This window comes from Mycolicibacterium wolinskyi str. Jessa 2025, from assembly GCF_049241375.1.
GTDB classification, from domain to species: domain Bacteria; phylum Actinomycetota; class Actinomycetes; order Mycobacteriales; family Mycobacteriaceae; genus Mycobacterium; species Mycobacterium wolinskyi.
In genome coordinates this window covers 4541458-4566908 of the sequence record NZ_CP185960.1, presented here as the reverse complement: position 1 = coordinate 4566908, position 25451 = coordinate 4541458, and the positions used below count along the sequence as shown (strand labels likewise).

Annotated in this window: 25 protein-coding genes; 16 read left to right on the top strand and 9 right to left on the bottom strand. The window is 67.4% G+C overall.

The window, feature by feature from the left end; translation table 11 throughout:
* Positions 1-136 precede the first annotated feature (136 nt).
* Positions 137-1390: a MinD/ParA family ATP-binding protein gene (locus ACOI2T_RS22475; protein WP_409503612.1), complete on the top strand. Its 1254-nt coding sequence runs from the start codon at positions 137-139 to the stop codon at positions 1388-1390.
* Positions 1391-1402: 12 nt separating this feature from the next.
* On the opposite strand, the gene ACOI2T_RS22470 is transcribed toward ACOI2T_RS22475, so the two are convergent.
* Together ACOI2T_RS22470 and ACOI2T_RS22465 are read right to left on the bottom strand one after the other, a co-directional pair.
* Positions 1403-1876 carry a polyketide cyclase gene (locus ACOI2T_RS22470; protein ID WP_067852592.1) on the bottom strand — a complete coding sequence of 158 codons (474 nt, stop codon included), beginning with the start codon at positions 1874-1876 and terminating at the stop codon, positions 1403-1405.
* Between the two features lie 28 nt (positions 1877-1904).
* Positions 1905-2612, bottom strand: a complete 708-nt coding sequence (locus ACOI2T_RS22465) for a DUF427 domain-containing protein (protein ID WP_409503611.1) — start codon at positions 2610-2612, stop codon at positions 1905-1907.
* Positions 2613-2845: 233 nt separating this feature from the next.
* Here ACOI2T_RS22465 and ACOI2T_RS22460 point away from each other — a divergent pair, with 233 nt between their 5' ends.
* Together ACOI2T_RS22460 and ACOI2T_RS22455 are read left to right on the top strand one after the other, a co-directional pair.
* A complete protein-coding gene (locus tag ACOI2T_RS22460) occupies positions 2846-3430 on the top strand; it encodes a hypothetical protein (protein ID WP_085147971.1) in 585 nt (194 codons plus the stop codon).
* Entirely contained in the window at positions 3430-4296 is an 867-nt protein-coding gene (locus tag ACOI2T_RS22455) for an acyl-CoA thioesterase (RefSeq protein WP_409503610.1), read from the top strand. Before ACOI2T_RS22460 ends, ACOI2T_RS22455 begins: the two co-directional genes overlap by 1 nt.
* Before the next feature lie 10 nt (positions 4297-4306).
* Here the strand turns inward: ACOI2T_RS22455 and ACOI2T_RS22450 are convergent, their stop codons facing one another.
* Positions 4307-4561 (bottom strand): DUF2631 domain-containing protein, encoded by a 255-nt coding sequence (locus tag ACOI2T_RS22450; RefSeq protein WP_067852596.1) that lies wholly within the window; start codon positions 4559-4561, stop codon positions 4307-4309.
* Positions 4562-4667: 106 nt separating this feature from the next.
* Positions 4668-5999 carry a cryptochrome/photolyase family protein gene (locus tag ACOI2T_RS22445; protein WP_409503609.1) on the bottom strand — a complete coding sequence of 444 codons (1332 nt, stop codon included), beginning with the start codon at positions 5997-5999 and terminating at the stop codon, positions 4668-4670.
* A gap of 49 nt (positions 6000-6048) precedes the next feature.
* On the opposite strand from ACOI2T_RS22445, the gene ACOI2T_RS22440 reads away from it, so the two are divergent.
* Complete coding sequence (locus ACOI2T_RS22440) at positions 6049-6912, top strand: TIGR03619 family F420-dependent LLM class oxidoreductase (RefSeq protein ID WP_409503608.1); 864 nt, start codon at positions 6049-6051, stop codon at positions 6910-6912.
* A 73-nt stretch (positions 6913-6985) separates the two neighbouring features.
* Positions 6986-8482, top strand: a complete 1497-nt coding sequence (locus ACOI2T_RS22435; protein ID WP_409503607.1) for a hypothetical protein — start codon at positions 6986-6988, stop codon at positions 8480-8482.
* A 4-nt stretch (positions 8483-8486) separates the two neighbouring features.
* Here ACOI2T_RS22435 and ACOI2T_RS22430 read toward each other — a convergent pair whose 3' ends face one another.
* On the bottom strand, positions 8487-9569 hold the full coding sequence (locus tag ACOI2T_RS22430; RefSeq protein WP_409503606.1) for a hypothetical protein: 1083 nt from the start codon (positions 9567-9569) through the stop codon (positions 8487-8489).
* A 105-nt stretch (positions 9570-9674) separates the two neighbouring features.
* Between ACOI2T_RS22430 and ACOI2T_RS22425 the strand changes: the two genes are divergently transcribed.
* The 4 genes from ACOI2T_RS22425 (at position 9675) to ACOI2T_RS22410 (ending at position 14536) form a co-directional block, all read left to right on the top strand.
* Complete coding sequence (locus ACOI2T_RS22425; RefSeq protein WP_409503605.1) at positions 9675-10145, top strand: histidine kinase; 471 nt, start codon at positions 9675-9677, stop codon at positions 10143-10145.
* Positions 10146-10167: 22 nt separating this feature from the next.
* On the top strand, positions 10168-10986 hold the full coding sequence (locus tag ACOI2T_RS22420) for a DUF4097 family beta strand repeat-containing protein (RefSeq protein ID WP_409503604.1): 819 nt from the start codon (positions 10168-10170) through the stop codon (positions 10984-10986).
* 258 nt (positions 10987-11244) lie between these two features.
* Positions 11245-12522 (top strand): IS481 family transposase, encoded by a 1278-nt coding sequence (locus tag ACOI2T_RS22415; protein WP_067860046.1) that lies wholly within the window; start codon positions 11245-11247, stop codon positions 12520-12522.
* Between the two features lie 91 nt (positions 12523-12613).
* Positions 12614-14536 (top strand): DUF222 domain-containing protein, encoded by a 1923-nt coding sequence (locus ACOI2T_RS22410; protein WP_409503603.1) that lies wholly within the window; start codon positions 12614-12616, stop codon positions 14534-14536.
* 47 nt (positions 14537-14583) lie between these two features.
* Here ACOI2T_RS22410 and ACOI2T_RS22405 read toward each other — a convergent pair whose 3' ends face one another.
* Positions 14584-15036: a nitroreductase family deazaflavin-dependent oxidoreductase gene (locus ACOI2T_RS22405; protein WP_409503602.1), complete on the bottom strand. Its 453-nt coding sequence runs from the start codon at positions 15034-15036 to the stop codon at positions 14584-14586.
* Positions 15037-15049: 13 nt separating this feature from the next.
* A complete protein-coding gene (locus ACOI2T_RS22400) occupies positions 15050-15892 on the bottom strand; it encodes an NmrA family NAD(P)-binding protein (protein ID WP_409503601.1) in 843 nt (280 codons plus the stop codon).
* An 81-nt stretch (positions 15893-15973) separates the two neighbouring features.
* On the opposite strand from ACOI2T_RS22400, the gene sigI reads away from it, so the two are divergent.
* The 5 genes from sigI to ACOI2T_RS22375 are packed head-to-tail and all read left to right on the top strand — an operon-like array spanning position 15974 to position 21329.
* Positions 15974-16825: an RNA polymerase sigma factor SigI gene (gene sigI / locus ACOI2T_RS22395; RefSeq protein ID WP_409503600.1), complete on the top strand. Its 852-nt coding sequence runs from the start codon at positions 15974-15976 to the stop codon at positions 16823-16825.
* A gap of 36 nt (positions 16826-16861) precedes the next feature.
* The gene (gene dxr / locus ACOI2T_RS22390; protein WP_409503599.1) at positions 16862-18034 is read left to right on the top strand and encodes a 1-deoxy-D-xylulose-5-phosphate reductoisomerase; all 1173 of its coding nucleotides are present in this window, start codon (positions 16862-16864) and stop codon (positions 18032-18034) included.
* On the top strand, positions 18031-19251 hold the full coding sequence (locus tag ACOI2T_RS22385; RefSeq protein WP_067852379.1) for a M50 family metallopeptidase: 1221 nt from the start codon (positions 18031-18033) through the stop codon (positions 19249-19251). The genes dxr and ACOI2T_RS22385 overlap by 4 nt, the downstream gene beginning before the upstream one ends.
* A 10-nt stretch (positions 19252-19261) precedes the next feature.
* Positions 19262-20419, top strand: a complete 1158-nt coding sequence (ispG, locus tag ACOI2T_RS22380) for a flavodoxin-dependent (E)-4-hydroxy-3-methylbut-2-enyl-diphosphate synthase (protein ID WP_110775331.1) — start codon at positions 19262-19264, stop codon at positions 20417-20419.
* Positions 20420-20474: 55 nt separating this feature from the next.
* The gene (locus ACOI2T_RS22375) at positions 20475-21329 is read left to right on the top strand and encodes a GNAT family N-acetyltransferase (RefSeq protein ID WP_409503598.1); all 855 of its coding nucleotides are present in this window, start codon (positions 20475-20477) and stop codon (positions 21327-21329) included.
* Between the two features lie 2 nt (positions 21330-21331).
* Here ACOI2T_RS22375 and ACOI2T_RS22370 read toward each other — a convergent pair whose 3' ends face one another.
* Positions 21332-21874 carry a peroxiredoxin-like family protein gene (locus ACOI2T_RS22370; protein WP_409503698.1) on the bottom strand — a complete coding sequence of 181 codons (543 nt, stop codon included), beginning with the start codon at positions 21872-21874 and terminating at the stop codon, positions 21332-21334.
* 81 nt (positions 21875-21955) lie between these two features.
* Here ACOI2T_RS22370 and ACOI2T_RS22365 point away from each other — a divergent pair, with 81 nt between their 5' ends.
* Positions 21956-22564 (top strand): TetR/AcrR family transcriptional regulator, encoded by a 609-nt coding sequence (locus tag ACOI2T_RS22365; RefSeq protein WP_409503597.1) that lies wholly within the window; start codon positions 21956-21958, stop codon positions 22562-22564.
* 3 nt (positions 22565-22567) lie between these two features.
* On the opposite strand, the gene ACOI2T_RS22360 is transcribed toward ACOI2T_RS22365, so the two are convergent.
* Positions 22568-23479, bottom strand: coding sequence for an arginase family protein (locus tag ACOI2T_RS22360; RefSeq protein ID WP_409503596.1), 912 nt, complete (start codon positions 23477-23479; stop codon positions 22568-22570).
* A gap of 116 nt (positions 23480-23595) precedes the next feature.
* Between ACOI2T_RS22360 and ACOI2T_RS22355 the strand changes: the two genes are divergently transcribed.
* Positions 23596-25419, top strand: coding sequence for a penicillin-binding transpeptidase domain-containing protein (locus ACOI2T_RS22355; RefSeq protein WP_409503595.1), 1824 nt, complete (start codon positions 23596-23598; stop codon positions 25417-25419).
* Positions 25420-25451: the final 32 nt, after the last annotated feature.

The following is a 25451-nucleotide window of genomic DNA, read 5'->3' as shown; positions in this document are numbered from 1 at the left end:
CATGTCCACTTCACGAGAACTTCGCAGGGACAATCGGTCGAGCCAGTGCGACGATGACTGAAGTCCAGGTGTGACGGGGACACCTGACAGATATCCGTTGGTCCGTCAGGAGCAGGTCAGCGATTGAGAGGTATCTATGTCGGCCGACAACGACCGGCTCACGTACTCCAGAGACCCCAAGCATGCCAAGGACCCGGCTGACTATGGCGAGCACGGTCTCTTCCTGGGCGGAGCGCGGCACAGTGACGTGAGGACCGATACCAGGACACCTCAGCCGGCGGCGACCCCACCGGCCGTACTGACCTCGACGTTCCCGGGCTCGGCCCGGCCGCCGTCCGAGGCCGAGGTCACCGTCAGACTGCAGCCGGTCGCCCCGACGACCTGGCACCAGGGGAACGGGCACGCTCCGGAGGGTGGGCTGTGGAACCGCCAGGCGCCGGGTAACGCCGCACTCGGTGAGCACCGCGCGATCGACAATCTCGCCCACGTCGGCGTGAAGTCCGCGGTCAAGATGCATTCGCGCCGCGGCTGGCGTCGCGTGCTGTACCGCACCACCCGCATCAACCTCGGCCTCTCACCCGACGAGCTGTACGAGCTCGAGTTGTACGCGCGCATCCGCCGCAACGCGCGCGAGTCCTATCAGATCGGCGTCTTCGGCTTGAAGGGCGGCGTGGGGAAGACCGCCGTGACGGTCGCGCTCGGATCGACGTTGAGCAAGGTGCGCGGCGACCGGATCTTGGCCATCGACGCCGATCCGGCCAGCGGCAACCTCGGTGACCGCGTCGGACGGCAGTCTCCGGCCACGGTGTCGGATCTGCTTTCCGCCAAGGACCTCTCGCGCTACAACGACGTCCGCGCTTTCACGAGCATGAACGAGTCGAAGCTCGAAGTGCTCTCCAGCGCCGAGTACAGCAGCGCGACCCGCGCGTTCGACGACGCCGACTGGATCGCCTCCACCGGGATCGTGTCGCGGCACTACAACCTCGTGCTCGCCGACTGCGCGGCGGACATGTTCCAGCCCGCGGCGCGCGGTGTGCTCGAGACGGTGTGCGGCGGGGTGATCGTGGCCAGCGCCTCGATCGACGGTGCACGCCAAGCCGCGGTGACGATGGACTGGATGCGGCAGAACGGCCATCAGGACCTGCTGAGCCGGTCGTGCGTCGTGGTCAACCACGTGGCGCCCGGCAAGCCCAACGTCGATATCGGCGATCTCGTCCATCAGTTCCAGAAGCACGTGGCGCCGGGGCGGGTGTTCGTGTTGCCGTACGACAAGCACATCGCCGCGGGCACCGACATCCACCTCGATCTGCTGCGGCCCAAGTTCCAGCGGCGGATCCTCGAACTGGCCGCCGCGCTGTCGGAGGATTTCGAGAACCCTCTGATCACCTGATCGGCGAAACCGTCAGCCCGCGGCCAGTTCCCGTGCCACGGCCGCGTGGTATTTGTCGATGTTGGCCGGATTCACCACCCGGAACAGCGCATCCGGCAGCGGGGAGTCCTTGTAGGCCTCGATGGTCATGGTCCGGCTGAACAGCGTGATGTCCGCACCCGGCCGAGTGAACTGATACTGCACCGTGATTCGGCCCTCCATGCCGCCGTTGCCGTCGCGGTCGTGGCCGAGTCTTCCCACGGAGTTGAACACCCACATCCGCGGCCGCATCGCGATCGCGAGATGCCAGGTGTAGATCTGAGCGCCGTCCGGTCCCGCTTCGGTCCAGGTGTCACCGACCTGCAGTGGCAGTCGCTGGGGGAGATCGCCGATGTGCGCGCTGCCGGGATAGGTCTTCGTCCAGTTCGCCGGGTTGGTGACGAAATCGTAGACAGTTTCCGCGGATTGGGTGAATGCCGTCTCCGAGCTGGTGGTCACGATGCCCAATGCGTTCGCCTTTCTGGTTGTCCGTACCTCAGCGATCACAGCCGCACGCCGGTGTGGCCCCTGGCGCGGGTAGCTCGGCGAGCACGTCCACGCGTGCCGCGTCGAAGCTCAAATATCCCCTGATCGGCAGCGCCTCGGACGGCGGGTCCGCGTAGCTCCAGGCCACGTCGCTGAGCACGGTGTCCCCGACGACCGCCGACCAATACGTCGCGGTGCCCTTGTAGTTGCAGTAGGTCGTGGTGTCGGTTCGGTGCAGCAGGTCCGTGCGAACCAGCGCCGGATTGACGTACAGCCGAGGTTCCAGGGCGGTCTCGAACAGGATGATCGTGTCGTCGGTGTCGACGAGGACGGCACCAGCCGCGTTCACCCGCAGGCCTCGTCTGGTCGGTCGGCAGTCGATGCGGTGGTAGGGGTTCGGGGGATAGTGCACGAGCTTGCGCCCCTCCTCGACCCACACCTCGACCGCGTCCCACGGCACCGATACGTAGCCGGGAGCCTCGGCGACCGGCTCGTTCGGCAGGTCGCCGACCTCCCCGCGCGGGAACGCGTAGCTCAACGGATGGCCCGCGCGGTGCACCAGGAGTGCATGTTCGGTGTCGAGCTTGACGACGTCGCCGGCAACGGCCTGGACGCGCCGCGGGTGTGGCTCGATATACACCACCGGTCCGGACACCGGAGGTACGGACCAACCGGCCGGTTGTGTACTGAACGGCCCGCGTCCCGCGACGAGACTCATTGCGATACCTCCACTTTGACAGCCAGTCCCGGCGCGGGCACTTCTGCCGATGACACTCGGTAGGAATAGGAGCTTTACAGATTCTCTCGCAAATGTCACGCTGTTGTGTGAGGCGGGCCATATCCGGGGAAGGCGGCGGAATGACGGTGCCGGAAGTGCCGTATTCGTCGCCTCGATGGACGGCCCGCGCGGGGACTTCGAAAACACGGCCCACTGAACCGGATTGGATGCATATGTCGCCACAGACCTCCACCTCCGAGCCCAGCCCTGTCGCGTTCGGACGCAGGCAGGTGCACGGGAGCCCCCGCGTACTGCAGTACGAACTGAATGTCGCCGGATCCGGCGTGGGCGACCTGGTGTCCAGCGTCGGCGGCTGGCTGTTCGACCGGGCGATGGCAGGCTGGAACGTCCGTGTCGCGCTGACCGAGCCGGGCGAGGACGCCGCGCTACGCATCCTCGGTGTGAAAACCGTTGAGGTGAAAGGTCTGTGGCAGTCGATGGCCGGCGGCCCCGAACATGTGGCGATGACCCTGATCGCGACCGATCGCTTCGATGCCGACGACGATGTCCGGCTGCGTGGGCTCACCGCGCTTCGGGCCGGCGCCAGTACGCTCGCGTTCTGGGGCGCCGGCGGTCCCGGGCAACTCGGCGGGCAGGTGCACCGTGCGCAGTACCGGCTGAGTGCGGCCGCCCGCGCGTTCAAGGCGCATGCCCTCACCGCGGCGGGACGTGCGGCTGAGCCGGTCGATCCGGTGGAGACGATCTTCCGCTGCGGCCATGCATCCCGCGTGATGGACACCGACCTGGTTCCATACTGATGAGAGCGGTGGCGTCGGTCGCCGGGCTGCTCGAGGTGTTCGATGTCGCCCCGAGCGGACCCGATCGTTTCATCGGCACGACGGGTGCGATCGGGACCGACGGCAGGCATGTGGCCAAGGGCGCACAAGCTCTCGGTCAGGCGATCGTCGCCGCGGCAAAGCGGTTTCCCGACAAGGTCATTCGCTCGGCGCATGCGGTCTTCGCGCGGCCGATCGCAGTCGCATCCACGGTCGAGCTGTTCGTCGACGTCGTCCACGAAGGACGTTCGACCGCCACGGCCGTCGTCGGGGTCAGCCAGGACTCCCGGCGCTGCGCGACCGTCACCGTGCTGGCCGATGTGCCGTCGCCGGACGTGATCTCACACCAGGCGTTACGCCCTGATGTCGACACGCCGGACGACGCCCGCCCCGCTACGCCGGCGATGGCCGGCCACGATCTCCGCCTCGTCGACGTCGTCGATGTCAACAGCCCCGACGAGGTCGGGCCACCTGAGCTATACGCCTGGCTGCACTACGACCCGATTCCGGATCGCGACGACCTCGCGAAGGCGTTGCTGGCGTATTTCACCGGCCAGCTCGGGATCTCCACGACGATGCGTCCGCATCGTGGCATCGGGACCGCGCAGGCGCATGTGACGGTGTCGACGGCGCTGATGTCTACGTACATCAGTTTCCACGAGCCCGTGCAGTGGGACGCGTGGTTGCTCTACGGCCACGAGAGCACACAGGCAGGTGCGGGGATGTCCTACGTGCGCGGACAGGTGCACACCGAGGACGGTGACCTGTTGGCCTCATTCGCCCAGGAGGGGCTCATCCGGTCGATGCGCTCAGCCGATGCGGCGTTCGACACCCCGGCGCGGCTCTAGGTGAGTGCGGTTACCGGATCCAGCCGCGGCGGCGCAGCCACCAGTCCCGCGCGACCGCGAACACGATGATCGCGGCGAAACCGATGAGGAACCAGTCCTCGACATGGCCGACGTGGTTGCCGTGCATCATGATCAGCAGGAAGGCCGCCGAAAGCAGGCCGCCGATGTGGATGACCTTGATGTTCTCCTTGGACCAGCCCCACTCCGCGGATGGCACGTCCTCGACGTCAACGCCGTTGGTTCGATCCACTTCGGTGCTGGCCACGGATTGCTCCTCGGTATCAGGCTGGCTGTCTGCCCACATTCTGACATACGACACTGCGTCGTATGCCGCCCGTCCGGGGGCAGCGTCACACCGGGCCGGTCCGGTGTCAGCTCAGCGCACGGTAGCGCCGCAGCGCCTCGAGCCGTTCCTGGCTGTGGTCGACGATCGGCTGCGGGTACGGCGCGGGTCGCGAACCGTCCAGTTTGTGCACGTCGTCGACGTGCGCGAGCTCGGGAACCCAACGTCGGATGTAGGCACCCTCGGGATCGAACTTCGCGCCCTGCAGCGTCGGGTTGAACACCCGGAAGTAGGGCGCGGCGTCCGTGCCGCAACCGGCCGCCCACTGCCAGCCGTGCTGGTTGTTGGCCATGTCGCCGTCGACGAGTTGGTCGAGGAACCAGCGAGCGCCCCACTGCCAGGGCAGGTGCAGATCCTTGACGAGAAACGACGCCACGATCATGCGAACACGGTTGTGCATGAATCCCGTCTGCGCGAGCTGACGCATGCCGGCGTCGACGATCGGGAACCCGGTCATGCCCGCCTTCCAGGCCTCGAACGCCTCCTTCGCGTCGTCGCCGTCATCGGTTTCGATGGCGTCGAAGTCGCGGTTCCAGTTCCACCACGCGCTGTCGGGCCAGTGGTGCAGAACCGCGGCGTAGAAATCGCGGAACGCGAGCTCGCGCAGATACGCGTCGGCTCCGGTGCGGCGGCCGTCCAGGTCGGCCGCCATGGTCCGCGGGTGGATCGCACCGAATTTCAGGTGTGCCGACATCCGGCTCGTGGCGTCGAGATCGGGCCGGTTGCGGTCGGTGGCGTAGCCGGCCAGATCGTCGCGGACGAACGCGACCCATTGCGCACGGGCCGCGTTCTCGCCCGGTGCCACCTCCAAAACTCCTGTTGCCCTGGGTATTTCCGTTCCGTTCGGCACCGCGGCGGGGTCGATCCAGCGAGCCGAGTCGGGTCCGGACTCCGCGGGCGGACGCCACCCGTGCCGACGCCAGGCCCGGAAGAACGGTGTGAAGACCTGATAGGGCGTGCCGTCCGGCTTGGTGATCCGGCCGGGCGCCACCAGGTAGGGCGATCCGGTCGCACACAGCGGCACGTCTCCCAGCGCTGTGCGCACGGCGTCGTCGCGGCGGCGACCGAACGGCGAAAAGTCTTGCGACACATGGACAGAAGCCGCGCCGATGGCGTGCGCCAGCGCCGGTATCCGTTTCTCGGGCCTGCCGCGGGTCACCAGCAGGCGTCCGCCCAGGCTGTCGCGGAGCTCGTGCAAGGCGGCGTGGAGATACTGCAGGCGGCGGGCACCCGACGACGCGGTGAGCCGCGGATCCAGTACGTAACAGCCGAGCACGTCGCCGTCGTGTTGCGCGGCGTCCAGCAGGGCGGGGTGATCATGGCACCGCAGATCCCGCCGGAACCACAACAGCGTGGGCATGACTCCCATGCTGCCCGATCGCGGCAGTTCAACCGAGGAAGGGCGACAGATGCAGTTCTGGAGCGGTACGGCGTTCATGGACACCAGGGATGCGCTCGTGGTGGCGCCGCTGCTCGACGAGGCCGGCTTCGACGGGATCGTGTGCTCCGATCACATGATCTACCCGCGTGAGCTGTCCTCGCCGTATCCGGATTCGGACACCGGCAAGCCGGGCTGGGCGCCGGAGACCGCGTGGCCGGATTCGTGGGTGTTGATCGGCGCCATGGCCGCGGTGACGCAGCGCCTGCGGTTCTCCAATGCCGTGTACGTCGCGCCGGCCCGCCCGCTGCTGGAAGTCGCCAAACAGGTCGCGACGGCCGCGGTGGTGTCGAACGGACGCGTGTCACTCGGGGTCGGCGTCGGTTGGATGCGCGAGGAGTTCGAGCTGATGGGCCAGGATTTCGACACGCGCGGCAAGCGGCTCGACGAGATGATTCCGGCGCTGCGCGAGCTGTGGCGCGGTGGCTGGGTCTCCTATACGGGGCAGTACTACCAGGTGCCCGAGATGATGATCGAACCTCACCCGCCCGCGCCGGTGCCCATCCTGTGCGGCGGTGAATCCGAAGCCGCGCTGCGGCGTGCGGCCCGGTTGTGCGACGGCTGGGTCGGCTACGCCTACCCGCTCGATCGGGCCGCCCGGTACGCCGAACGGCTCACGACGCTGCGCCGGGAGTACGGGCGAGAAAACGAGCCGTTCGAGATCCTGCTGGCACTGCTCGACCCACCGTCGCCGGACCTGTACAAGCGGGCCGAAGACCTCGGCATCACGGCCGTGATGTGTGCGCCGTGGTTCGGCCAATCCGACGGGACACCCGCTCGGTTTCGGGAGTCGATCGCGCGGTTCGCGGAAACGATCATCGCGGCGGTGCGCTAGAGCATCCCTGACGAGCGGCGTCGACAAGATCACTATGATCACGCGCAACCAGCGCGAACAGGGAGGGCGCCCGATGACGAGGACGGTGGTACGGGTCTGCCGGGCCGGCGTCGCCGGCGCCCTCCTCGCTCTCGGTATCGGACTGGGCGCCTACAACGCCTGGTGGGTGGCGCTTCTCGCGGTCCCGCTCATCATCGGGGGGTTTGTCGTCGTGCCTTGGCACTCACGGACTTCCGAGTTGCAACCGTTTCAGCCGGTGCTGGGCGAGGAGCGGGTGCCGGTTCGTGTCGAGGCTCTCACCCGCAGCAGTCTGGCCAAGGAAGACCTGCAGCCGACGCTGGTGACCGCGACGATCAGCCCGCCGCATGACACTGCGTATCAGGCGCGGTGGATCGCGTCGATGTCACGCCGCGAATTCCGGTCGCTGACCGACAATCCGGTCGTCACCCTGGCGCCCGACCGACTGCCGCCGAGGGAGCAGGAGCGCACGCCGGAGTTCGGCGATCATCCGGGCAAGTGGACGGTGATCTATCCGGCGATCACCGTTCTGGTGGCGCTGACGGTGCTCTTCGGCGTCGGCGATGCCTGGCACATCTCGGTCGACCGGCCCGCGACGCCCGCGCCGCGCGCCGACAACGGTCCCACGTCGAAGAGCTTGAACCTGAACGCCAGGCGGGACAGCATGATCCGCGAGATCACGGCGCAGTTCGGACCCGCCGCGGCCAACAATCTGCTCGATCTCCGCTTCACCGGCAGTGGGTCTGACTACGGCACGGTGCTGAACCCCACCAACGGTGATACGACGATCGTCTACGTCAACAACAGTGGCGACGCGTTCACCACGCCCTCAGCCCAGGTATTACGCAAGGACAGCACCTTCACCGCCGGCGACGTCGCCGCAACCGATCTCACCGCGATCACCGACAAGATGGCGGCGCAACTCGATTCCGCCGGACGGCGCAGTGACCTGGAAACCCTTGAGATCAAGCGGCCGAGACCAGGGGCGGTGATCCTTACCGGCACGTTCGGTAGCAAGACCGTCGACGCGCTCCCGGACGGCACGGTGGGCGAGATCTTCGATCCAGCCGATTTCGCGGTGTCGTTTCAGCGGGCGCGGGATGCTCTGGCGCTGGCCGGGTTCGCCCCGTCGGATCGGGTGTTGACGAACTTCGAGATCCGGGGCACCCACCGGGCCACGCCGACTGCGCACGCGAGTGAACTGCAGAGCAGTGGTGGCGTGTTGCTCGAGTTCCAGAAAGATGACCGGTCCGGCCAGATCGTCATCGTGCCGGGCGAATTACCCGAGGTGACCGACGACGGGCCACACCGCTCACCGTCGCAGACGTTCGCCTTCGACGACATCTCGCAGGAGGTGTTCGAAGCTGTTCGGGCACAGGCGATGCAGCGCGGCGCACTCGAACCCTACGAACGCGAGGCCGTCGAGATCTGGATGACGGACCGGGAGATCGACGAGCACCGGCTGGCGATCCGGATCGAACTCGCGGGTGTGGAAGCAGCGACCGGAACGTACTCCGTCACCGGCGAATTCCTTGCGCCGGCGGCAATCTGACCCGTCAGTCGGACCGCGCCGCCTCGATCGCCCGGCGGGTGACTCCTTCCAGTTGCGCGAGTTGGCCTTTGGGCGGATGTAAGACGCCGCGGTCGGTGAGCCGCGTGACGATCTCGCGGACGCGGCCGTAGTACGTAGCCTGCTCGGCCGGAGTGTTGCTGGACGCGGCGTGGTTGTAGAGCTTGAGCGCGGTGTCGAGTTCAGTCCGGTCGGCCGGATCCAGGTAAGCGGTACCCACCTTCTTCCCGTGTGTTTCACATGCGATCCAGGCGCGGCGCAACGTCACCACCGCCTGCTGGTAGGCGTCCGCCAGGCCGCGGTTACCCGGGTAGGCATCGGTGCGTAATGCGGCGGCCTCGTCGAGAGCGACGTGAAACGTCTGCGTCTGTTCGACGGTCACATCGGTGATGGCGGGATAGCGCAACAACATTCCCGCGTCGAGTTCGTACCTGCCGTACGCGCCGAGAATGTCGTCGTGGCGCCGGGAGGCTTCCTCCCACAACCGCTTCGCCGCCTCGTCGGTACCGGCGTCGGCGATCCGCGCACCCGAAACCGCCGGGCCGGCCTCCGGTTGCGCGTCGGGTAGCGCCTTTTCCAGACGCCGCAGTACCTCTGCCGCCGCGGGATCCCATGCGGCGACAGCCACCCACCACTCGTCGGTTCCCGTGTCCGTGGCGAAAGTCAGTTTCACGTACTTGTGTCCACGGACCGTCAGGCGACGGGCCTCCGGTGTCGTTTCGTCGGCCGGACCGGCCCGGCCGACCGCGATGAGCGACGACAGCGGATATCCGACGATGCCACGGTGCTCGTCGCCGACTTGCACGGTGTGGCCGTCGACGGTGATCAGTACCGCGCCGGGCTTCTCCACGCGCCGATAGGCCACCGCACCGAACGTGACCGTGACGAGCGCCGCGACGACAGCCGCCGTGAACGCGCCCGGTGCTCCGGCGTAATTCAAAGCGACCAACGCAACGAGCCCAGCTGCGAGTGCCGTGGCCGCCGTGATGGCGGCGATGCGATGACGGCCGGTCAGGTATTCGGTCCGAGCGGTCACCGGGACCACCGCGGCATGCTCGGCTGATCTCATTCGGCCAGCATAGGGCCGCCGTGAGCGGGCTCACTTCGCATGGCGGCCCCGAGATGCGCCAATGTGATGCTTGAAATGACGTCAAAGTGATGTCACCATAACGTCATGGATTTGCAGCCCTATGTCGAAGCCGTCCGGCATGAACTTGCCGTCGCCGCGGCCGCCGGCGGCGCCGACGCCGAGGCACTTGCGCAACGCCTGACCGCACCGCTGGAGTCGGCCCTGCGGCTGGCACTGCTCGAGGCCCTGTCGGAGGCCGCCGAGCAGATCACGCGCGAACTGGCACCCGGCTCGGTCGAGGTGCGACTGCGGGGTCGTGACCCCGAGTTCACGGTCGAAAACGCTCCGCCGGAGGCGACCACGTCGGTGGCGCCCGAAATGGACGACGACGGTGGCGGCACCTGGCGCGTGACATTGCGGTTGCCCGAGGGTCTGCGGACCAACGTCGATGCGGCGGCCCGCCGCGACGGTGTCTCGGTGAACGCGTGGCTGGTGCGTGCGGTCGGCAGTGCGCTGCGTGGCCCGCTGCCGCCATCCCATTCCACCGACAAGACCTTCAGCGGCTGGGTCCGCTGAACCTCACCCGAAGGAGAGTTGCATGACGACATATCAGACACCACAACCGATTACCGCCGTCGTCGAGGTGGTCGCGGGCGCAGTGCGCCTGGTCGCGTCCGACCGCGATGACACGGTCGTCGAGGTGCGCCCCCGCGATCCCAACCGCGCGTCGGACGTCCGGGTGGCCGAGCAGGCCCGCGTCGAGTTTCACAACGGCACGCTCAAGGTGTCGGCCGGTCGCAAGGTCCTTTCCCTCGGCCGTGGCGGTGCCGTACACGTCGACATCGAGCTACCTGCGAAGTCCCGGCTCAAGGCGTCCTCGGCGTCGGCGGATGTCAAGGCCGACGGCTCCTACTCCGAGTGCCGGTTCGCCTCGGCGAGCGGACATGTGCGGATCGGCACCGTCATCGGAAATGTCAAGGCCGACAGTGCTTCCGGTGATGTCACGGTCGACGACGTGGTCGGCAATGCTTCGATCTCGACGGCGTCGGGAGAGGCCGCGATCGGCCGCATCGAAGGCGACGTGAAATTCCAGGCCGCCAGCGGTGGCATCACGGTCGGGCTGTTGCGCGGAAATATGAAGGCGCAGACCGCATCCGGATCGGTGGCGGTCACCGCGGCGGTCAACGGTGGGCTCAACGCGCAGACCGCAAGCGGCGAGGTCGAGGTCGGGATCCCGGAGGGGACCGCCGCACGCCTGGAACTGGCGTCCAAGTCCGGTTCGGTCACCAACGCGCTGCAGACGGCGGATGGCCCGGTCGACGGCGACGACACCGTGGTCGTGCACGCCCGCACCGGTTCCGGCGACATCTCGATCCGCCGCGCGGCCGGGCCGGTCCCCGCGAGTGAGGCCACTTAGGCATTGCCTGTGTTCGGCAGGCTTGTTATGTCTCAGGACATCGGTGACATTTCCGCCTCGAAGCTCGGCTGTGGCTGTCGAACCTGCCCGCACGCCGCATCGCCTACGTCGGCAAATGGCCGACCCCAGAGCCCACCCGAGACATCAACAGTCGAAAACGATGTTATGTCTCAGGACATCGGTGACAGTTCTGCATCAGGACATCGGTGACAGTTCGGGTCGTCTTGGTGGTGACACTTCTGCCTTGAGGCTCGGGCGGTGGCTGTCAATGAACCTATCGATCCTCGTGTCCGCCTCGCGATCTCGCAGTGGCCCGATGATGCACCCCGCGGCGCGGTATCGACGTTCTGCGCCGAACACGGCATCTCTCGAAAGTCGTTCTACGAGTTACGCAAACGCGTCAAGACCGACGGGCCGGCCGCCGTACTCGAGCCCAGAACCCGACGGCCGAAGTCGAGCCCGTCGGCGCTGACCGATGAGGTCAAACAACAAGCCGTGGCGGTGCGGGCCGCCCTGGAAGCTTCCGGCCTTGACCACGGGCCGATCAGCGTCCATGACAAGATGGGTGCGCTCGGCCTGGGTCCAGTGCCCTCGGTCGCATCGCTGGCCCGGATTTTCCGCCGGGAAGGTGTGGCCAAGGCCGAGCCGAAGAAGAAGCCCCGCTCGGCGTGGCGGCGGTTCGTCTATCCAGCCCCGAACGCTTGCTGGCAGCTCGACGCCACCGGGTACGTGCTCACCGGTGGACGCCAGTGTGTGATCTTCCAACTCATCGATGACCACTCCCGCTACGCCGTCGCCTCCCATGTGGCCTGCAGCGAAACGGCCGAGGCTGCGATCGCGGTGTTCGACAAAGCTGTCGCCGCCCATGGTGTGCCGCAAAGGCTGTTGTCGGACAACGGAATCGCGCTCAACCCTTCACGGCGCGGATACCTGGGCAAGCTTGTCGAACACGTCTCGAGGCTGGGTGTCGAGGCGATCACCGGCAAGCCCTACAAGCCGACCACCCAGGGCAAGAACGAACGCTTCCACCAGACCTTGTTCCGCTACCTGGACAAGCAACCGCTGGCTAACACGCTGGCCGAACTGCAAGCCCAAGTCGATGCGTTCGACGACATCTACAACACCGAACGCCCCCATCAGGGGCTGCCCGGGCGCGTGACACCCCGCACGGCTTGGGAGTCCACGGCGAAGGTACCGGCCCCACGCCCCAAACACGATCTGCCCTGGTTCGTCCCACTCGCCCCGAAGCCCAAGCGGCCAGCACCGCAGCCACAGGACCTGCCCGCCGGGACCCACATCATGACGCTGAGTACCGCCGGCACGGTCAGACTCGCCGGCGTCACCTACAAGGTCGACGGACGACTGGCCTGCCAACAAGTCCTGGTCGTCACCAACGCCGAGAGCATCATCGTGGCCGACCTGGACGGCGAAGTCCTCATCGAGCACACCCGACCCCAAGCCGGAGTGAAATACGTCGGCAACGGACGCCCCCGCGGCCAACGCCCGAAGAGTGATGAAACGTCACCGATGTCCTGACACATCAACTGTCACCGATGTCCTGATGCAGAACTGTCACCGATGTCCTGAGACATCACAACAGTCGAAAACGATCCTTGTCGGTGGTCGAATGTATGTTCGAGTCATGCAGGCGGGTGCGGTCGAGGCGATGGCGGGGTTGCGGGCCGCGTTCGACGTGTTCGCCACGTGTGACTTCGCCTCGTTGAGCCGGGCTGAACTGCTGACCGTGATGGATGAGTACGAGGCCCTGACCTGTCAGTTGCCTACCGGATGGCATCGCCTGCTGGCCCAACTGCAGGCCGAGACCACGCCGCGGGAGTTGGGCGCCAAATCGTGGAACACGGTGCTGCGCATCCGGTGGCGCCTGTCGACCGCCGAGGCCGGGCGCCGATTGGCCGAGGCCGCCGCATTAGGTCCACGGCGTGCCCTGACCGGGGAACCGCTCGCGCCGCTGCTGCCGGTGGTCGCAGCTGCCCAGGCGGCCGGGTTGCTCACCGGCGATCACGTCAAGGTGCTGCGTGATGCGGTCAGTGCCCTGCCGGGGTGGGTCGACCAGGCGACTCGTGAACAGTTCGAAGCCGATCTGGTCCGTGTCGGGGTCGGGGTTTCGCCCAAAGAACTCAAAGAGACCGCCGAACTGCGGTTGTTCTTGCTCGACCAGGACGGGCCCGAGCCCGACGACACCGAACGGGCGCGCAAACGTGGCGTCAACGTGGCCAAGCAGGACCGTGACGCGATGACCGGCCTGACTGCCAACCTCACCCCCGAAACCGCCGCGGTCTGGGAGGTGCTGTTCGCGAGATTCGCCGCGCCGGGCATGTGCAACCCCGACGACGACGAACCCTGCACGACCGGTACCCCGTCGCAGGCCCAGATCGACAACGATCACCGCAGCCTCGCCCAGCGCCAGCACGATGCGCTGCTGGTCGTCGGGCGCATCGCCCTGATGAGCGGCGACCTGGGGCAACTCAACGGCCTACCCGTGTCGGTGATCATCCGCACCACGCTGCAGGATCTGGAATCGCGGGCCGGGATCGGGGTGAGCGGTGGTGGTACCAAGATTCCCATCAAAGATGTCATCCGCATGGCCGGGCACGCCAACCATCACCTGGCCGTCTTCGACGGGGCCACCGGTGCGGCGCTGGACTACTTCCGGGCGCGGCGCATCGCCAGCCCGGCCCAGCGAATCATGCTGATCGCCCGCGACGGCGGCTGCACGAAACCGTGCTGCACGGTCGGTGCATACGGATGCCAGGTGCATCACGCAGTGGCCGATTGGGCCGATGACGGCAATACCAATGTCGACGAGTTGGCCTTGGCCTGCGGGCCGGACAACCGCCTGGTCAATTCTGACGGCGGATACACGACCACCATCAACGGACGCGGTGAAGTCGAATGGCACCCGCCGCCGGGGCTGGACCACGGCCAGAACCGCATCAACTACCACCACCGGCCCGAACTGCTCCTCGCCCCACCCGACGAGGAACCCGAACCCAACGACGAACCGGACCTCACGCTGGAACCGGAGTGTGAGTTGGAGGAGTGCGATGCTGAACCCGACTTCACGCCCGAACCGGAGTGCGAGTTGGAGTGCGATGCTGAACCCGACTTCATGCCGGAACCGGAGTGCGAGTTGGAGTGCGATGCTGAACCCGACTTCATGCCGGAACCGGAGTGCGAGTCGGAGGGTGTCGCTGAACCGGACCTCACGCCCGAACCGGAGTGCGAGTCGGAGTGCGATGCTGAACCCGACCTCACGCTGGAACCGGAGTGCGAGTCGGAGCGCGAGGCCGAGCATGCACCGCAATGGGACCTGGAGTGGGACTTGAAGTGGGAAGACCACTTCGACCCACCCACACCCGACCCGCCCAGCGTCGAACACCTCTGGGACGCAGAGCTATTCGGCCCGGAACTGTCCGGCCTGCAACCCATCGACCCCGGACTCCCACCTGGCTGGATACTGCTCGACCCAGACCCACGGCAACGCCTGAACGGCCACGCCCTCAGCGGCAAAGCAGTGCGCGGTCCTTGACGAGCCACGCAAGCCCGGCGCTTGCCCGGCGCCGACGTCGAAATCGTCTAGGCCGGATCGATCCGGAACACCGTCAACCGCCCGGCGAGCGCCTCGAACTCGTCAGGCGTGCCGTCGGTGACCAGACCCGAGCGTTTGGCGAAACCGACGCCGACCGGAACCTTGACGGCAAAGCTGCGCAGCACCGAGCGGGACTGCTCGGGCGTGAGTTCGACGATCGTCACACGGCGGGAGCGCCTGCCCTGCGACAGGGTCCCGGCTCCGGCGGCCCGCGCGTTGGCCGCCCAGTCGGCGCCCGGATAGCCCGCCACGGTGTACAGGCCGCCGTCGTGGACGAACGGCGTCATCGGGGTGCTGCGCGGCAGGCCGGTCTTGCGGCCCGGCACGGTCAACACCATTGCCGGGCCGGTGCGGATGCCGAGCCGTTGGACGGCCATCATCACCTTGTTCATCGGCTTGAGCCAGCGTGGCGGGCTCGGCTCCGCCGTTCGTTTGTACATGTGTTGTCTCCCTTCACTTCTCGGTGAACAGGTGCGAGTGGCCCGACGCCCACTCGGCGAACGTCGTGGCACGCCGGCCCAGGATCTTGTCGACCTCGTGTGTCACCAATGCAGGGGTTTTCACGGCGTCGGACATCAGGGCCAGATAGCCGTCGGCGAACTCGGCGGGAAAGCCGATCGCGACGAAGTGCTCGCGCACCAGATCGGCGGGCACCTCCTGGTAGCGCAACGGGCGGCCCAGCGCCGAACCGATCGCCGCAACGAGCTGGGTGTTGGTGAGCGCCTCCGGTCCGGTGAGTGGAACACGTTGCCCCACAAGGTCGTCGGTGAGCAACGCCACCGCGGCCACCGCCGAGATGTCGGCATCGGCGATGGGTGCGAGGGACGCGTCGGCGTACGGGCCGCTCACGATGTCGCCGAACCGGATCTGTGCCGACCACATCCCGGCGAAGTTGGAGGCGAAGTAGGTCGGCCGCAGGCTCACCCACTCCAGGCCCGAAGCCACGGCCAGCTGTTCGGTTTCCCGGTTGCGGTCGCCACGGACGCGGGAGGGCTGGCGGGAATCGTCTTCGTCGGCGTTGATCGCCGACAGGGCCACGAGCCGTCGCACTCCGGACGTGCGCGCGAGGTCGATCGTCGCGGCCAGTTCGTCGCCGAGCCCGCGCGAATTGAGGAAGACCGCGGTCGCATCGGGGATACCTTGTGCGGCCGACTCCACGAGCTCGACCTCGGGCGGAAAAGTTGCGGCGTGCGGGTTGCGGGTGACGGCGCGCACGCGCGCACCGGCCTTGACGAGTTCGGAGACCAACGGCCGACCGACGTTTCCGGTTGCGCCCGTTACAAGGATTGTGTTCATGCATCCAAGGACGGACCGCGACCGCAGAAAGTTACAGATGCCCGCCGGTAACTTTCCGGACTGCTGGTTCGTCCTAATTGCATGACCGATTCCGCACTGGTCGAACAGGCGTGGCGCGACCACCGCCCGTACCTGGTCAACCTCGCCTATCAGATGCTTGGTGACATCGGGGAAGCCGAAGACGCGGCGCAGGAGGCGTTTCTGCGGCTGTCGAGGGTCGAGGAACAGCACATCGACGACGTTCGGGCCTGGCTGACGGTGGTCACGGGGAGGTTGTGTCTCGACCAGGTCCGCTCGGCCCGGGCCCGGTTGGAACGGCCCGATGCCGGTGAGGCGGTCCAGACGACGCCGGCCGCCGATCCCGACCCCGCCGACCGCGTCACCCTCGACGATCAGGTCCGCGCCGCACTGCTCACCGTGCTGGATCGGCTCAGCCCTGCCGAACGGGTGGCTTTCGTGTTGCACGACGTGTTCGGCGTGCCATTCGACGAGATTGCCGAGTCGGTGGGGAGGCCGGTCGGTACCTGTCGGCAGCTGGCGCGCCGCGCCCGCTTGAAGTTCGCCGAGACCACGCCCCGGCCGGCCCAGATCGAAGCGACCGAGCATCAACTCGTGGTCGAGAAGTTCATCACCGCATGCGCCAACGGGGACCTTCAGGCGTTGACCGAGGTGCTCGATCCGACCGTGTGGGGTGTCGCCACCTTCGTCGGTGATCCGGCCCCGCCGCCCCAGATCAATCACGGACGCGACCGAGTGGCGCCCAACCTGCTGCACCACCTCGCAGGCGGCACGTTGGTCGGGGGTGCGGTGGGCGAACCGGGAGTGCTCGCGTTCCTCGACCGACGGCTCGTGGCCGTTTTGGTCTTCACCGTGCGCGGTGGGCGGATCGCGAAGATCGAGGCGACGGTCGATCCGTCGGCCCGCAACCGCTGATTGGGTCGGGGACCGTGGGCGCGGCACAATGGATCAGTGAGCGACAGACGGCGCGTGCTGGTCCTCGGCAGTACCGGTTCCATCGGCACCCAGGCGCTGGAGGTGATCGCCGCCAACCCTGACCGCTTCGAGGTGGTCGGGCTGGCCGCCGGCGGTGGCAATCCAGAACTGCTGTCCGCCCAGCGTGCTGAGACGGGTGTCAGCAATATCGCGGTCGCCGACCCCGCGGCCGCCGAGCGGATCGGGGACGTGACCTACGCCGGGCCCGACGCCGTCACCCGGTTGGTCGAGGACACCGAGGCCGACGTGGTGCTCAATGCGCTGGTCGGGGCGCTGGGTCTGCAGCCGACGCTCGCGGCGCTGGCTTCCGGTGCCCGGCTGGCGCTGGCCAACAAGGAGTCTCTGGTGGCCGGCGGGCCGCTCGTGCTCAAGGCCGCCGCGCCCGGCCAGATCGTGCCGGTGGACTCCGAACACTCGGCGATGGCGCAATGCCTGCGCGGCGGATCCGCCGACGAGGTGGCCAAGATCGTGCTGACCGCGTCGGGCGGCCCGTTCCTGGGCTGGTCGGCCGGCGATCTGCGCTCGGTAACCCCGGAGCAGGCGGGCAAGCATCCGACCTGGTCGATGGGACCGATGAACACGCTGAACTCGGCGACTCTCGTCAACAAGGGTCTCGAACTCATCGAAACGCACCTGCTGTTCGGCATCGACTACGACCACATCGAGGTCGTCGTGCATCCGCAGTCGATCGTTCACTCGATGGCGACGTTCACCGACGGTTCGACGCTGGCCCAGGCCAGCCCGCCCGACATGAAACTGCCCATCGCATTGGCGCTGGGCTGGCCCGATCGGGTCCCCGGCGCGGCGCTGGCCTGCGACTTCACCACCGCATCGACGTGGGAATTCCTGCCGTTGGACAACGAGGTGTTCCCGGCGGTCGATCTCGCGCGCCAAGCCGGCAAGCGTGGTGGATGTCTGACCGCGGTCTACAACGCCGCCAATGAAGAAGCCGCGGACGCGTTCCTTCAGGGCAGGATCACGTTCCCCACCATCGTGGAAACCGTCGGTGACGTGTTGCACGCTGCCGACCAGTGGTCCGCCGAACCAGCTACCGTGGATGACGTACTCGATGCGCAGCGGTGGGCCAGAGATCAGGCCCGGCGTGCCGTCGAGCAGAAATCCGTCAGAAAAGGGCTCGTCACCAAATGATGTTCGCAATCGGCATCGCGTTGTTCGCGCTGGCCATCCTGGTTTCGGTGGCTCTGCACGAATGCGGGCACATGTGGGTGGCCCGGGCCACCGGCATGAAGGTCCGCCGCTACTTCGTCGGGTTCGGTCCGACCCTGTGGTCGACGCGCAGGCCCAACCGCCTGGGGGAGACCGAATACGGCATCAAGGCCATCCCGCTCGGCGGGTTCTGCGACATCGCGGGCATGACCTCGGTCGAGGAGCTCAAGCCCGAGGACCGGCCGTACGCGATGTACCGGCAGAAGGTGTGGAAGCGGGTCGCGGTGCTGTTCGCCGGGCCCGCGATGAACTTCATCATCGGCCTGGTGCTCGTCTACGGCATCGCCATCGTCTGGGGCCTGCCCAACCTGAATCAGCCGACCACCGCCATCGTCGGTGAAACAGGTTGTGTCGCATCGCAAATCAGCATCGACAAGATGGGCGAGTGCACCGGTCCAGGTCCTGCGGCGCAGGCCGGCATCCAGGCCGGCGACGAGATCGTGAAGGTCGGTGACACCGAGGTCTCCGACTTCCCCTCGATGGCCGCGGCGATCCGCAAGCTCGACGGCCCGGTGCCGATCGAGCTGAAGCGCGACGGCCAGACCATCACGACCGTCGTCGACGTGACCCAGACGCAGCGGTTCACGAGTGCCGACTCGAAGGAGCCGACGACCGTTGGCGCGATCGGCGTGGCCGCGCCGGAAGCGCAGCCACCCACGCAGTACAACCCGCTCACCGCGGTGCCCGCGACGTTCGCCTTCACCGGTGACCTGGCAGTCGAACTGGGCAAGGCATTGGCGAAGATCCCCACCAAGATCGGTGCCCTGGTCGAGGCGATCGGCGGCGGCGAGCGCGACAAGGAAACCCCGATCAGCGTCGTGGGCGCCAGCATCATCGGCGGCGAGACCGTCGACGCCGGGCTGTGGGTGATGTTCTGGTTCTTCCTGGCCCAGCTGAACTTCGTGCTGGGCGCGGTGAACCTGGTGCCGCTGCTGCCGTTCGACGGTGGCCACATCGCGGTGGCCACGTACGAGAAGATCCGCAATATGATCCGAGCGGCGCGCGGCAAAGTGGCCGCCGGGCCGGTCGACTACCTCAAACTCATGCCCGCCACGTATGTGGTGCTGGTGGTCGTGGTCGGTTACATGCTGCTGACCGTGACCGCAGACCTGGTCAACCCGCTCAGCATCTTCCAGTAGGAGATCCCACATGACCACGTCCATCGGTCTGGGTATGCCGGCTCCTCCGGCACCCACGCTGGCTCCCCGGCGCAAGACCCGCCAGCTGATGGTGGGGAATGTCGGCATCGGCAGCGACCATCCGATCGCGGTGCAGTCGATGTGCACCACCAAGACCCACGACGTCAACTCGACGCTGCAGCAGATCGCCGAGCTGACCGCGTCGGGATGCGACATCGTGCGCGTCGCGTGCCCGCGCCAGGAGGACGCCGACGCGCTTGCGGAGATCGCCCGCCACAGCCAGATTCCGGTGATCGCCGACATTCACTTCCAGCCGAAGTACATCTTCGCCGCGATCGACGCGGGCTGCGCCGCGGTGCGCGTCAACCCGGGCAACATCAAGGAATTCGACGGCCGGGTCAAGGAAGTGGCGAAAGCCGCCGGTGATGCCGGCATCCCGATTCGCATCGGTGTCAACGCAGGCTCACTCGACAAGCGGTTCATGGAGAAGTACGGCAAGGCCACTCCTGAGGCGCTGGTCGAATCCGCGCTGTGGGAAGCATCGCTGTTCGAGGAGCACGGTTTCGGCGACATCAAGATCAGCGTCAAGCACAACGACCCGGTGATCATGGTGGCCGCGTACGAGCTCCTGGCCTCGAAATGCGACTACCCGTTGCACCTCGGCGTCACCGAGGCCGGCCCGGCATTCCAGGGGACCATCAAGTCCGCCGTCGCGTTCGGCGCGTTGTTGTCGAAGGGCATCGGCGACACCATCCGGGTGTCGCTGTCGGCGCCGCCGGCCGAGGAGGTCAAGGTCGGCAACCAGATCCTGGAATCGCTGAACCTTCGCCCGCGTGGCCTCGAGATCGTGTCGTGCCCGTCGTGCGGGCGCGCCCAGGTCGACGTCTACACGCTGGCCAACGCGGTCACCGCGGGCCTGGACGGGCTCGACGTCCCGCTGCGCGTCGCGGTGATGGGTTGTGTGGTCAATGGTCCGGGTGAGGCCCGCGAAGCCGACCTCGGCGTGGCCTCCGGCAACGGCAAGGGGCAGATCTTCGTCAAGGGTGAGGTCATCAAGACCGTTCCGGAAGCCCACATCGTCGAGACGCTGATCGAAGAAGCGATGCGGCTCGCCGAGGAGAGAGGTTCAGATGATGCGAGCGGTTCGCCCGTGGTGACCGTAAGCTGAGAACGACCCTGTGAGCGGGGTCACCACACCCTCGGGTTGAGCAGAGAGAATCTGGATGTCGGCTCCGCCACTTTTCCGCCTCGTCGATGAACGGCGGGTGTCCGTGGTGCGTGACGCCGCGGCAGTGCTCCAGGTGTTCGACGAAGACCCGGTCGGCTCCTGCATGGTGGCTGCCCGCGTGGCCGAGTACGGTGTCGAGCCCAGTGCCATCGGCGGTGAACTGTGGACGCGGCGCCGGGTCAACGAATCACTGTGTTACGCGGGGCCGAACCTGATTCCGTTGCGCGGCGACGCCGACGATCTGAAGGCGTTCTCCGACAAGGCGATGAGCACAGCGCGGCGCTGCTCGTCACTGGTGGGCCGAGCGGAGTTGGTGTTGCCCATGTGGCAGCGCCTGGAGCCCGTGTGGGGAACCGCACGCGACGTGCGTGAGCAGCAACCGTTGATGGCCCTGAACTCCATGCCGCAGTGCCCGATCGATCCGGCCGTTCGGCCCGTGCGCATCGAAGAGCTCGACGCGTATCTGGTGGCGGCCATCGACATGTTCATCGGTGAGGTCGGAGTCGACCCCAGGCTCGGCGACGGCGGCCGCGGCTACCGCAGGCGGATCGCCGGGCTCATCGCCGCCGGGCGGGCGTGGGCGCGGTTCGAACGCGGCGAGGTCGTGTTCAAAGCCGAGGTCGGTTCGCAGTCACCGGCCGTCGGGCAAATCCAGGGGGTCTGGGTGCATCCGGACTGGCGCGGGCACGGCCTGGGCACCGCAGGCACGGCGGCGCTGGCGGCCGCGGTGGTCGGTGCCGGCCGCACCGCGAGTCTCTACGTCAACAGCTACAACACCGTGGCACGGTCGACCTACGCACGTATCGGCTTCGAACAGGTCGGTACGTTCGCCACGGTGCTGCTCGACTGACGTCAGAAGCGCACCGCAGCGGCCTGCGTGAGCAGCTCGTCGACCGACCATTGATCGTCGGCGTGCGCGCCGTACTTCGCGTCGAGCACGGTGCCGTCACGGCCGACGAGGAAGTCCGCGGGTAAGCCGAGCCGTCCGCCGGCCTGCCTGGCCGCCGGTGCGCGGAAGCGGCCACGAAGGGTCTGGGCGCTGCCGCCGATGATCGCCGGCCAGCTGCGGGGATCGACCAGCGCGCGGACGCCGGATTCCACGCCGAATCGCCGGTAGGTTTCCTTGTCGGGATCGGCGACGGTCGCGAACGGCAGATCCGCTGTGTGCTCGGCCAATTCGGATTCCGGCGAATGGAAGAACACCACTTCGCGGATGCCGGCGGCGCTGATCTCGTCGTGGCGACTGACGAAAGACCGCAGATGCAGATTGCAGATCGGGCAACCGGCGAACCTGCGGAACTGAAGGTGGACCAGGTGTTCTGGATCCGGTACCGGGATGTGTTCGCCTGTCACACTGCGGAATTCATGTCCCGCGATGGTGGCGGGCGGGTTGATACGGGGCACGGTGACTCCTTTTAGCGTGCGATGTACGCCTACGTGCCCACTATAGCCGTACGGTGTACGCTTTCAATCGTCATGCCACGTCCACGTTCATTCACCGCCGATCAGATCGCCGCGGCCGCGTTGGCTGTTGTCGACGCCGACGGGCTCGCGGCATTGTCGATGCGCACCGTCGCGCGTCGGCTCGGGATCGGCACGATGTCGCTCTACCGCTACGTCGCCGACCGTGACGAACTCGAGCTGATGGTGGTGGATCTGGTGCTCGCGCGGGTCGATCTCCGGGTGCCCCGAGGCGGACCCGCCCGCCAGCTCACCGAACTGGCCGAGCGTGTGCGCGACGCTGCCGCAAGGCATCCCGCAGTGGTGCCGCTTGTGCTCATCCACCGTCACCGTGCACCGGCATCGCTTCGGTGGGGTGAGGTGGTGCTTGGTGTGCTCACCGATGCGGGCTGTACCGGCAAGCGGCGCGTGTATGCGTTCCGGGCAGTGCTGGCGTACGTTTTCGGCGCGCTTGCGGTCGAACAGTACGGTGCGCTGGCCGGGCCGGGGACGCAAGCGCTCGCCGAGTTGCCCGCCGACCAGTTCCCGCTGCTGTCGGAGACCGCCCAGACGGCGCGCGGTATCGGGCCGGTCGAGGAATTTCGCCGCGGCCTCGACATCCTGGTGCGCGGCCTGGATGTCTGATGACTACCTCGGGCGGGCGGTAGTCAGCCGGTCGCGGACGAACGCGATGAAATCCGCGATGCGGCCGGCTGATCGGCCGTCGTCGAGGTCGGGGTTGTAGATCACCACGCTGGCGCCCAGACAGCCGGGGACGTTCAGGCACGCACTGGTCACGTCCTCCAACTGCCCCCACGTCAGCCCGCCGGGCTGCGGGTAGTCGACCGCGGGCAGAGATGCGGTGTCGAGCACATCGAGGTCGACGTGGCACCACCAGCCGCCGGGTGCGGCACCGGCACTGGGCGCCACGAGATCTGCGATGCCTGCGACATCGGTGCGGGCGGCGAGGTCGGAACCGTCGACATATACCGCGACGTGGTCGCGCAGGCTTGGTTGGCCTGCCTCCAGGAGTTCGGCTTGATCGCGCGGCCCCAGCATCGCGACATGCTCCGCCCGCAGGCACGGCAGGTGTGCGTCCAGCGCTTCGGGTCCGCTGAACAGTCCCAGGGCCAGGCCCATTTCGCAGTCCGACGCTTCTCCGGTCGGTGTCCCGTGGGGATCCCAGGCGTCCTCGTGACCGTCGATGAACACCAGCCCCGCTTCGCCGCCGTTTGCGGCGGCCGCGATCGATGGCGCCAGCAGGACCGGGCAATCGCCGGCAACGACGATCGGTATTGCGCGGCGCTGCCAGGCGGCGGCCAGTGCGGCCGCGCTGTCAGTCACCATGCGTGACAGCGCCGCCTCGCTCAACAAGCCGGAAGGGCCTCGGGCCGTGGTCATTTCGGTCACGGATATCCACGTGGACCGGGCCGGCGCGAGTGCCTGCTCGACGCCGGCCGCCTGGATGGCCTGCGGCATCCGCGCCACTCCGGTGGGAACCCCGGCGGCGTTGAACGGCACGTAGATCAACTCGGTGGCGGGCATGGTTGCCTTCGCCACGATAGTCCCCGCGCTCCGCACGGGAGAGGCCCCGCGCTCAGATCTCGGCACAGTCTCGATTCGATCTCGGTGCGCCTCCGACGAAACGGACCGCAACGTTCTTACCATCAGCCTCAATGGCAACTACAACATCATCAGTCACACGGACCATCGGCCTTTTGACGGCCGTCACGGTCTTCGGAGCATTGGCGCTGAGTGGTTGCACGCCGCGACCGGACGGCCCGGAGCCGGCAGCCGAGAAGTTCTTCGCGGCACTGGCCACCGGCGACACCGCGGCTGCCGCCGAGCTGTCCGATCGCCCGGCCGATGCCAAGACCGCGCTCAACGAGGCGTGGAACGGCTTGCAGGCCACCCGCCTCGACGCCCAGATCCTCGGTTCGAAGTACTCGCAGGACACCGGAAGCGTGGCCTACCGCTACACGTGGCATCTGCCGAAGAACCGCACCTGGACCTATGACGGCCAGCTCAACATGATCCGCGACGAAGGCCGCTGGGAGGTGCGCTGGAGCGCCACCGGCCTGCATCCGCGGCTCGGGGAGCACCAGACCTTCGCGCTCCGCGCCGATCCGCCGCGGCGGGCCTCGGTCAACGAGCGCGGCGGCACCGATGTGCTCGTCCCCGGCAAGCTCTACCACTACGCCCTCGATGCGCGAGCCGCCGGCGCGGGCCTGATGTCGGCGGCCAGGGTGGTCGCCGACGCGTTGCGGCCGTTCGATCCGGGCATGGACGCCCAGCGCCTTGCCGAGCAGGCGAGCTCGTCCGCGCAGCCGCTCAGTCTGATCACGCTGCGGCAACCCGACCATGATCGGGTGGCTCCCGCGGTCGCGGGCCTCGACGGTGTCGTCGTCACGCCGCAGGCCGAACTCCTGCCGACCGATGACAAATTCGCGCCCGCGATCGTCAACGAGGTCAAGAAGGCGGTGATCGACGAACTCGACGGCCAGGCCGGTTGGCGAGTGGTGACGGTCAACCAGAACGGCGTCGACGTCGACGTGCTCAACGAGGTGCCGGGGGAGCCCGCGCCGTCGATCACCATCAGCCTCGACCGGGCCGTGCAGAACGCCGCCCAGAACGCGGTGAACACGACCGGCAAGAAGGCCATGATCGTCGCCATCAAGCCGTCGACCGGGGAGATCCTGGCCGTCGCGCAGAACGCCGCGGCCGATGTCGACGGACCGGTCGCGACCATGGGGCTGTATCCGCCCGGGTCGACGTTCAAGATCGTCACGGCCGGTGCGGCAATCGAACGCGACATGGCCACCCCGAACACGCTGCTGGGTTGCCCGGGCCACCTCGACATCGGTCACCGGACGGTGCCCAACTACGGCGGCTTCGACCTCGGTGTCGTGCCGATGTCGCGCGCGTTCGCGAACTCGTGCAACACGACGTTCGCGGAGCTGGCCAGCCGGATGCCGCCGCGCGGACTCACCCAGGCCGCCGCGCAGTACGGGATCGGGCCCGACTATCACGTCGAGGGAATCCCGACCGTGTCGGGATCGGTGCCGCCCACGGTCAACCTCGCCGAGCGCACCGAAGACGGCTTCGGGCAGGGCAAGGTCCTCGTCAGCCCGTTCGGCATGGCATTGGCCACCGCGACCGTGGCGGCCGGGAAAACCCCTGTGCCCCAACTGATCGAAGGCCACCAGACTCAGGTCGACGGCGCGGCGGCCGCCCCGATCAGCCAGAAGATGGTCGACGGGCTGCGGCCCATGATGCAGTTGGTGGTCACCAACGGAACCGCAAAAGAACTCAACGGCGTCGGCGATGTGCGCGGCAAGACCGGTGAGGCCGAATTCGAGGGCGGATCGCATTCGTGGTTCGCCGGCTACCGCGGCGACCTGGCGTTCGCGGCGCTGATCGTCGGCGGCGGCAGCTCGGAATACGCGGTCCGGATGTGCAAGGCGATGTTCGACAGCATGCCCGCCGATTACCTGGCATAGTGCGGCGCGCTCGCGACGTCGTCGGGAGAGCG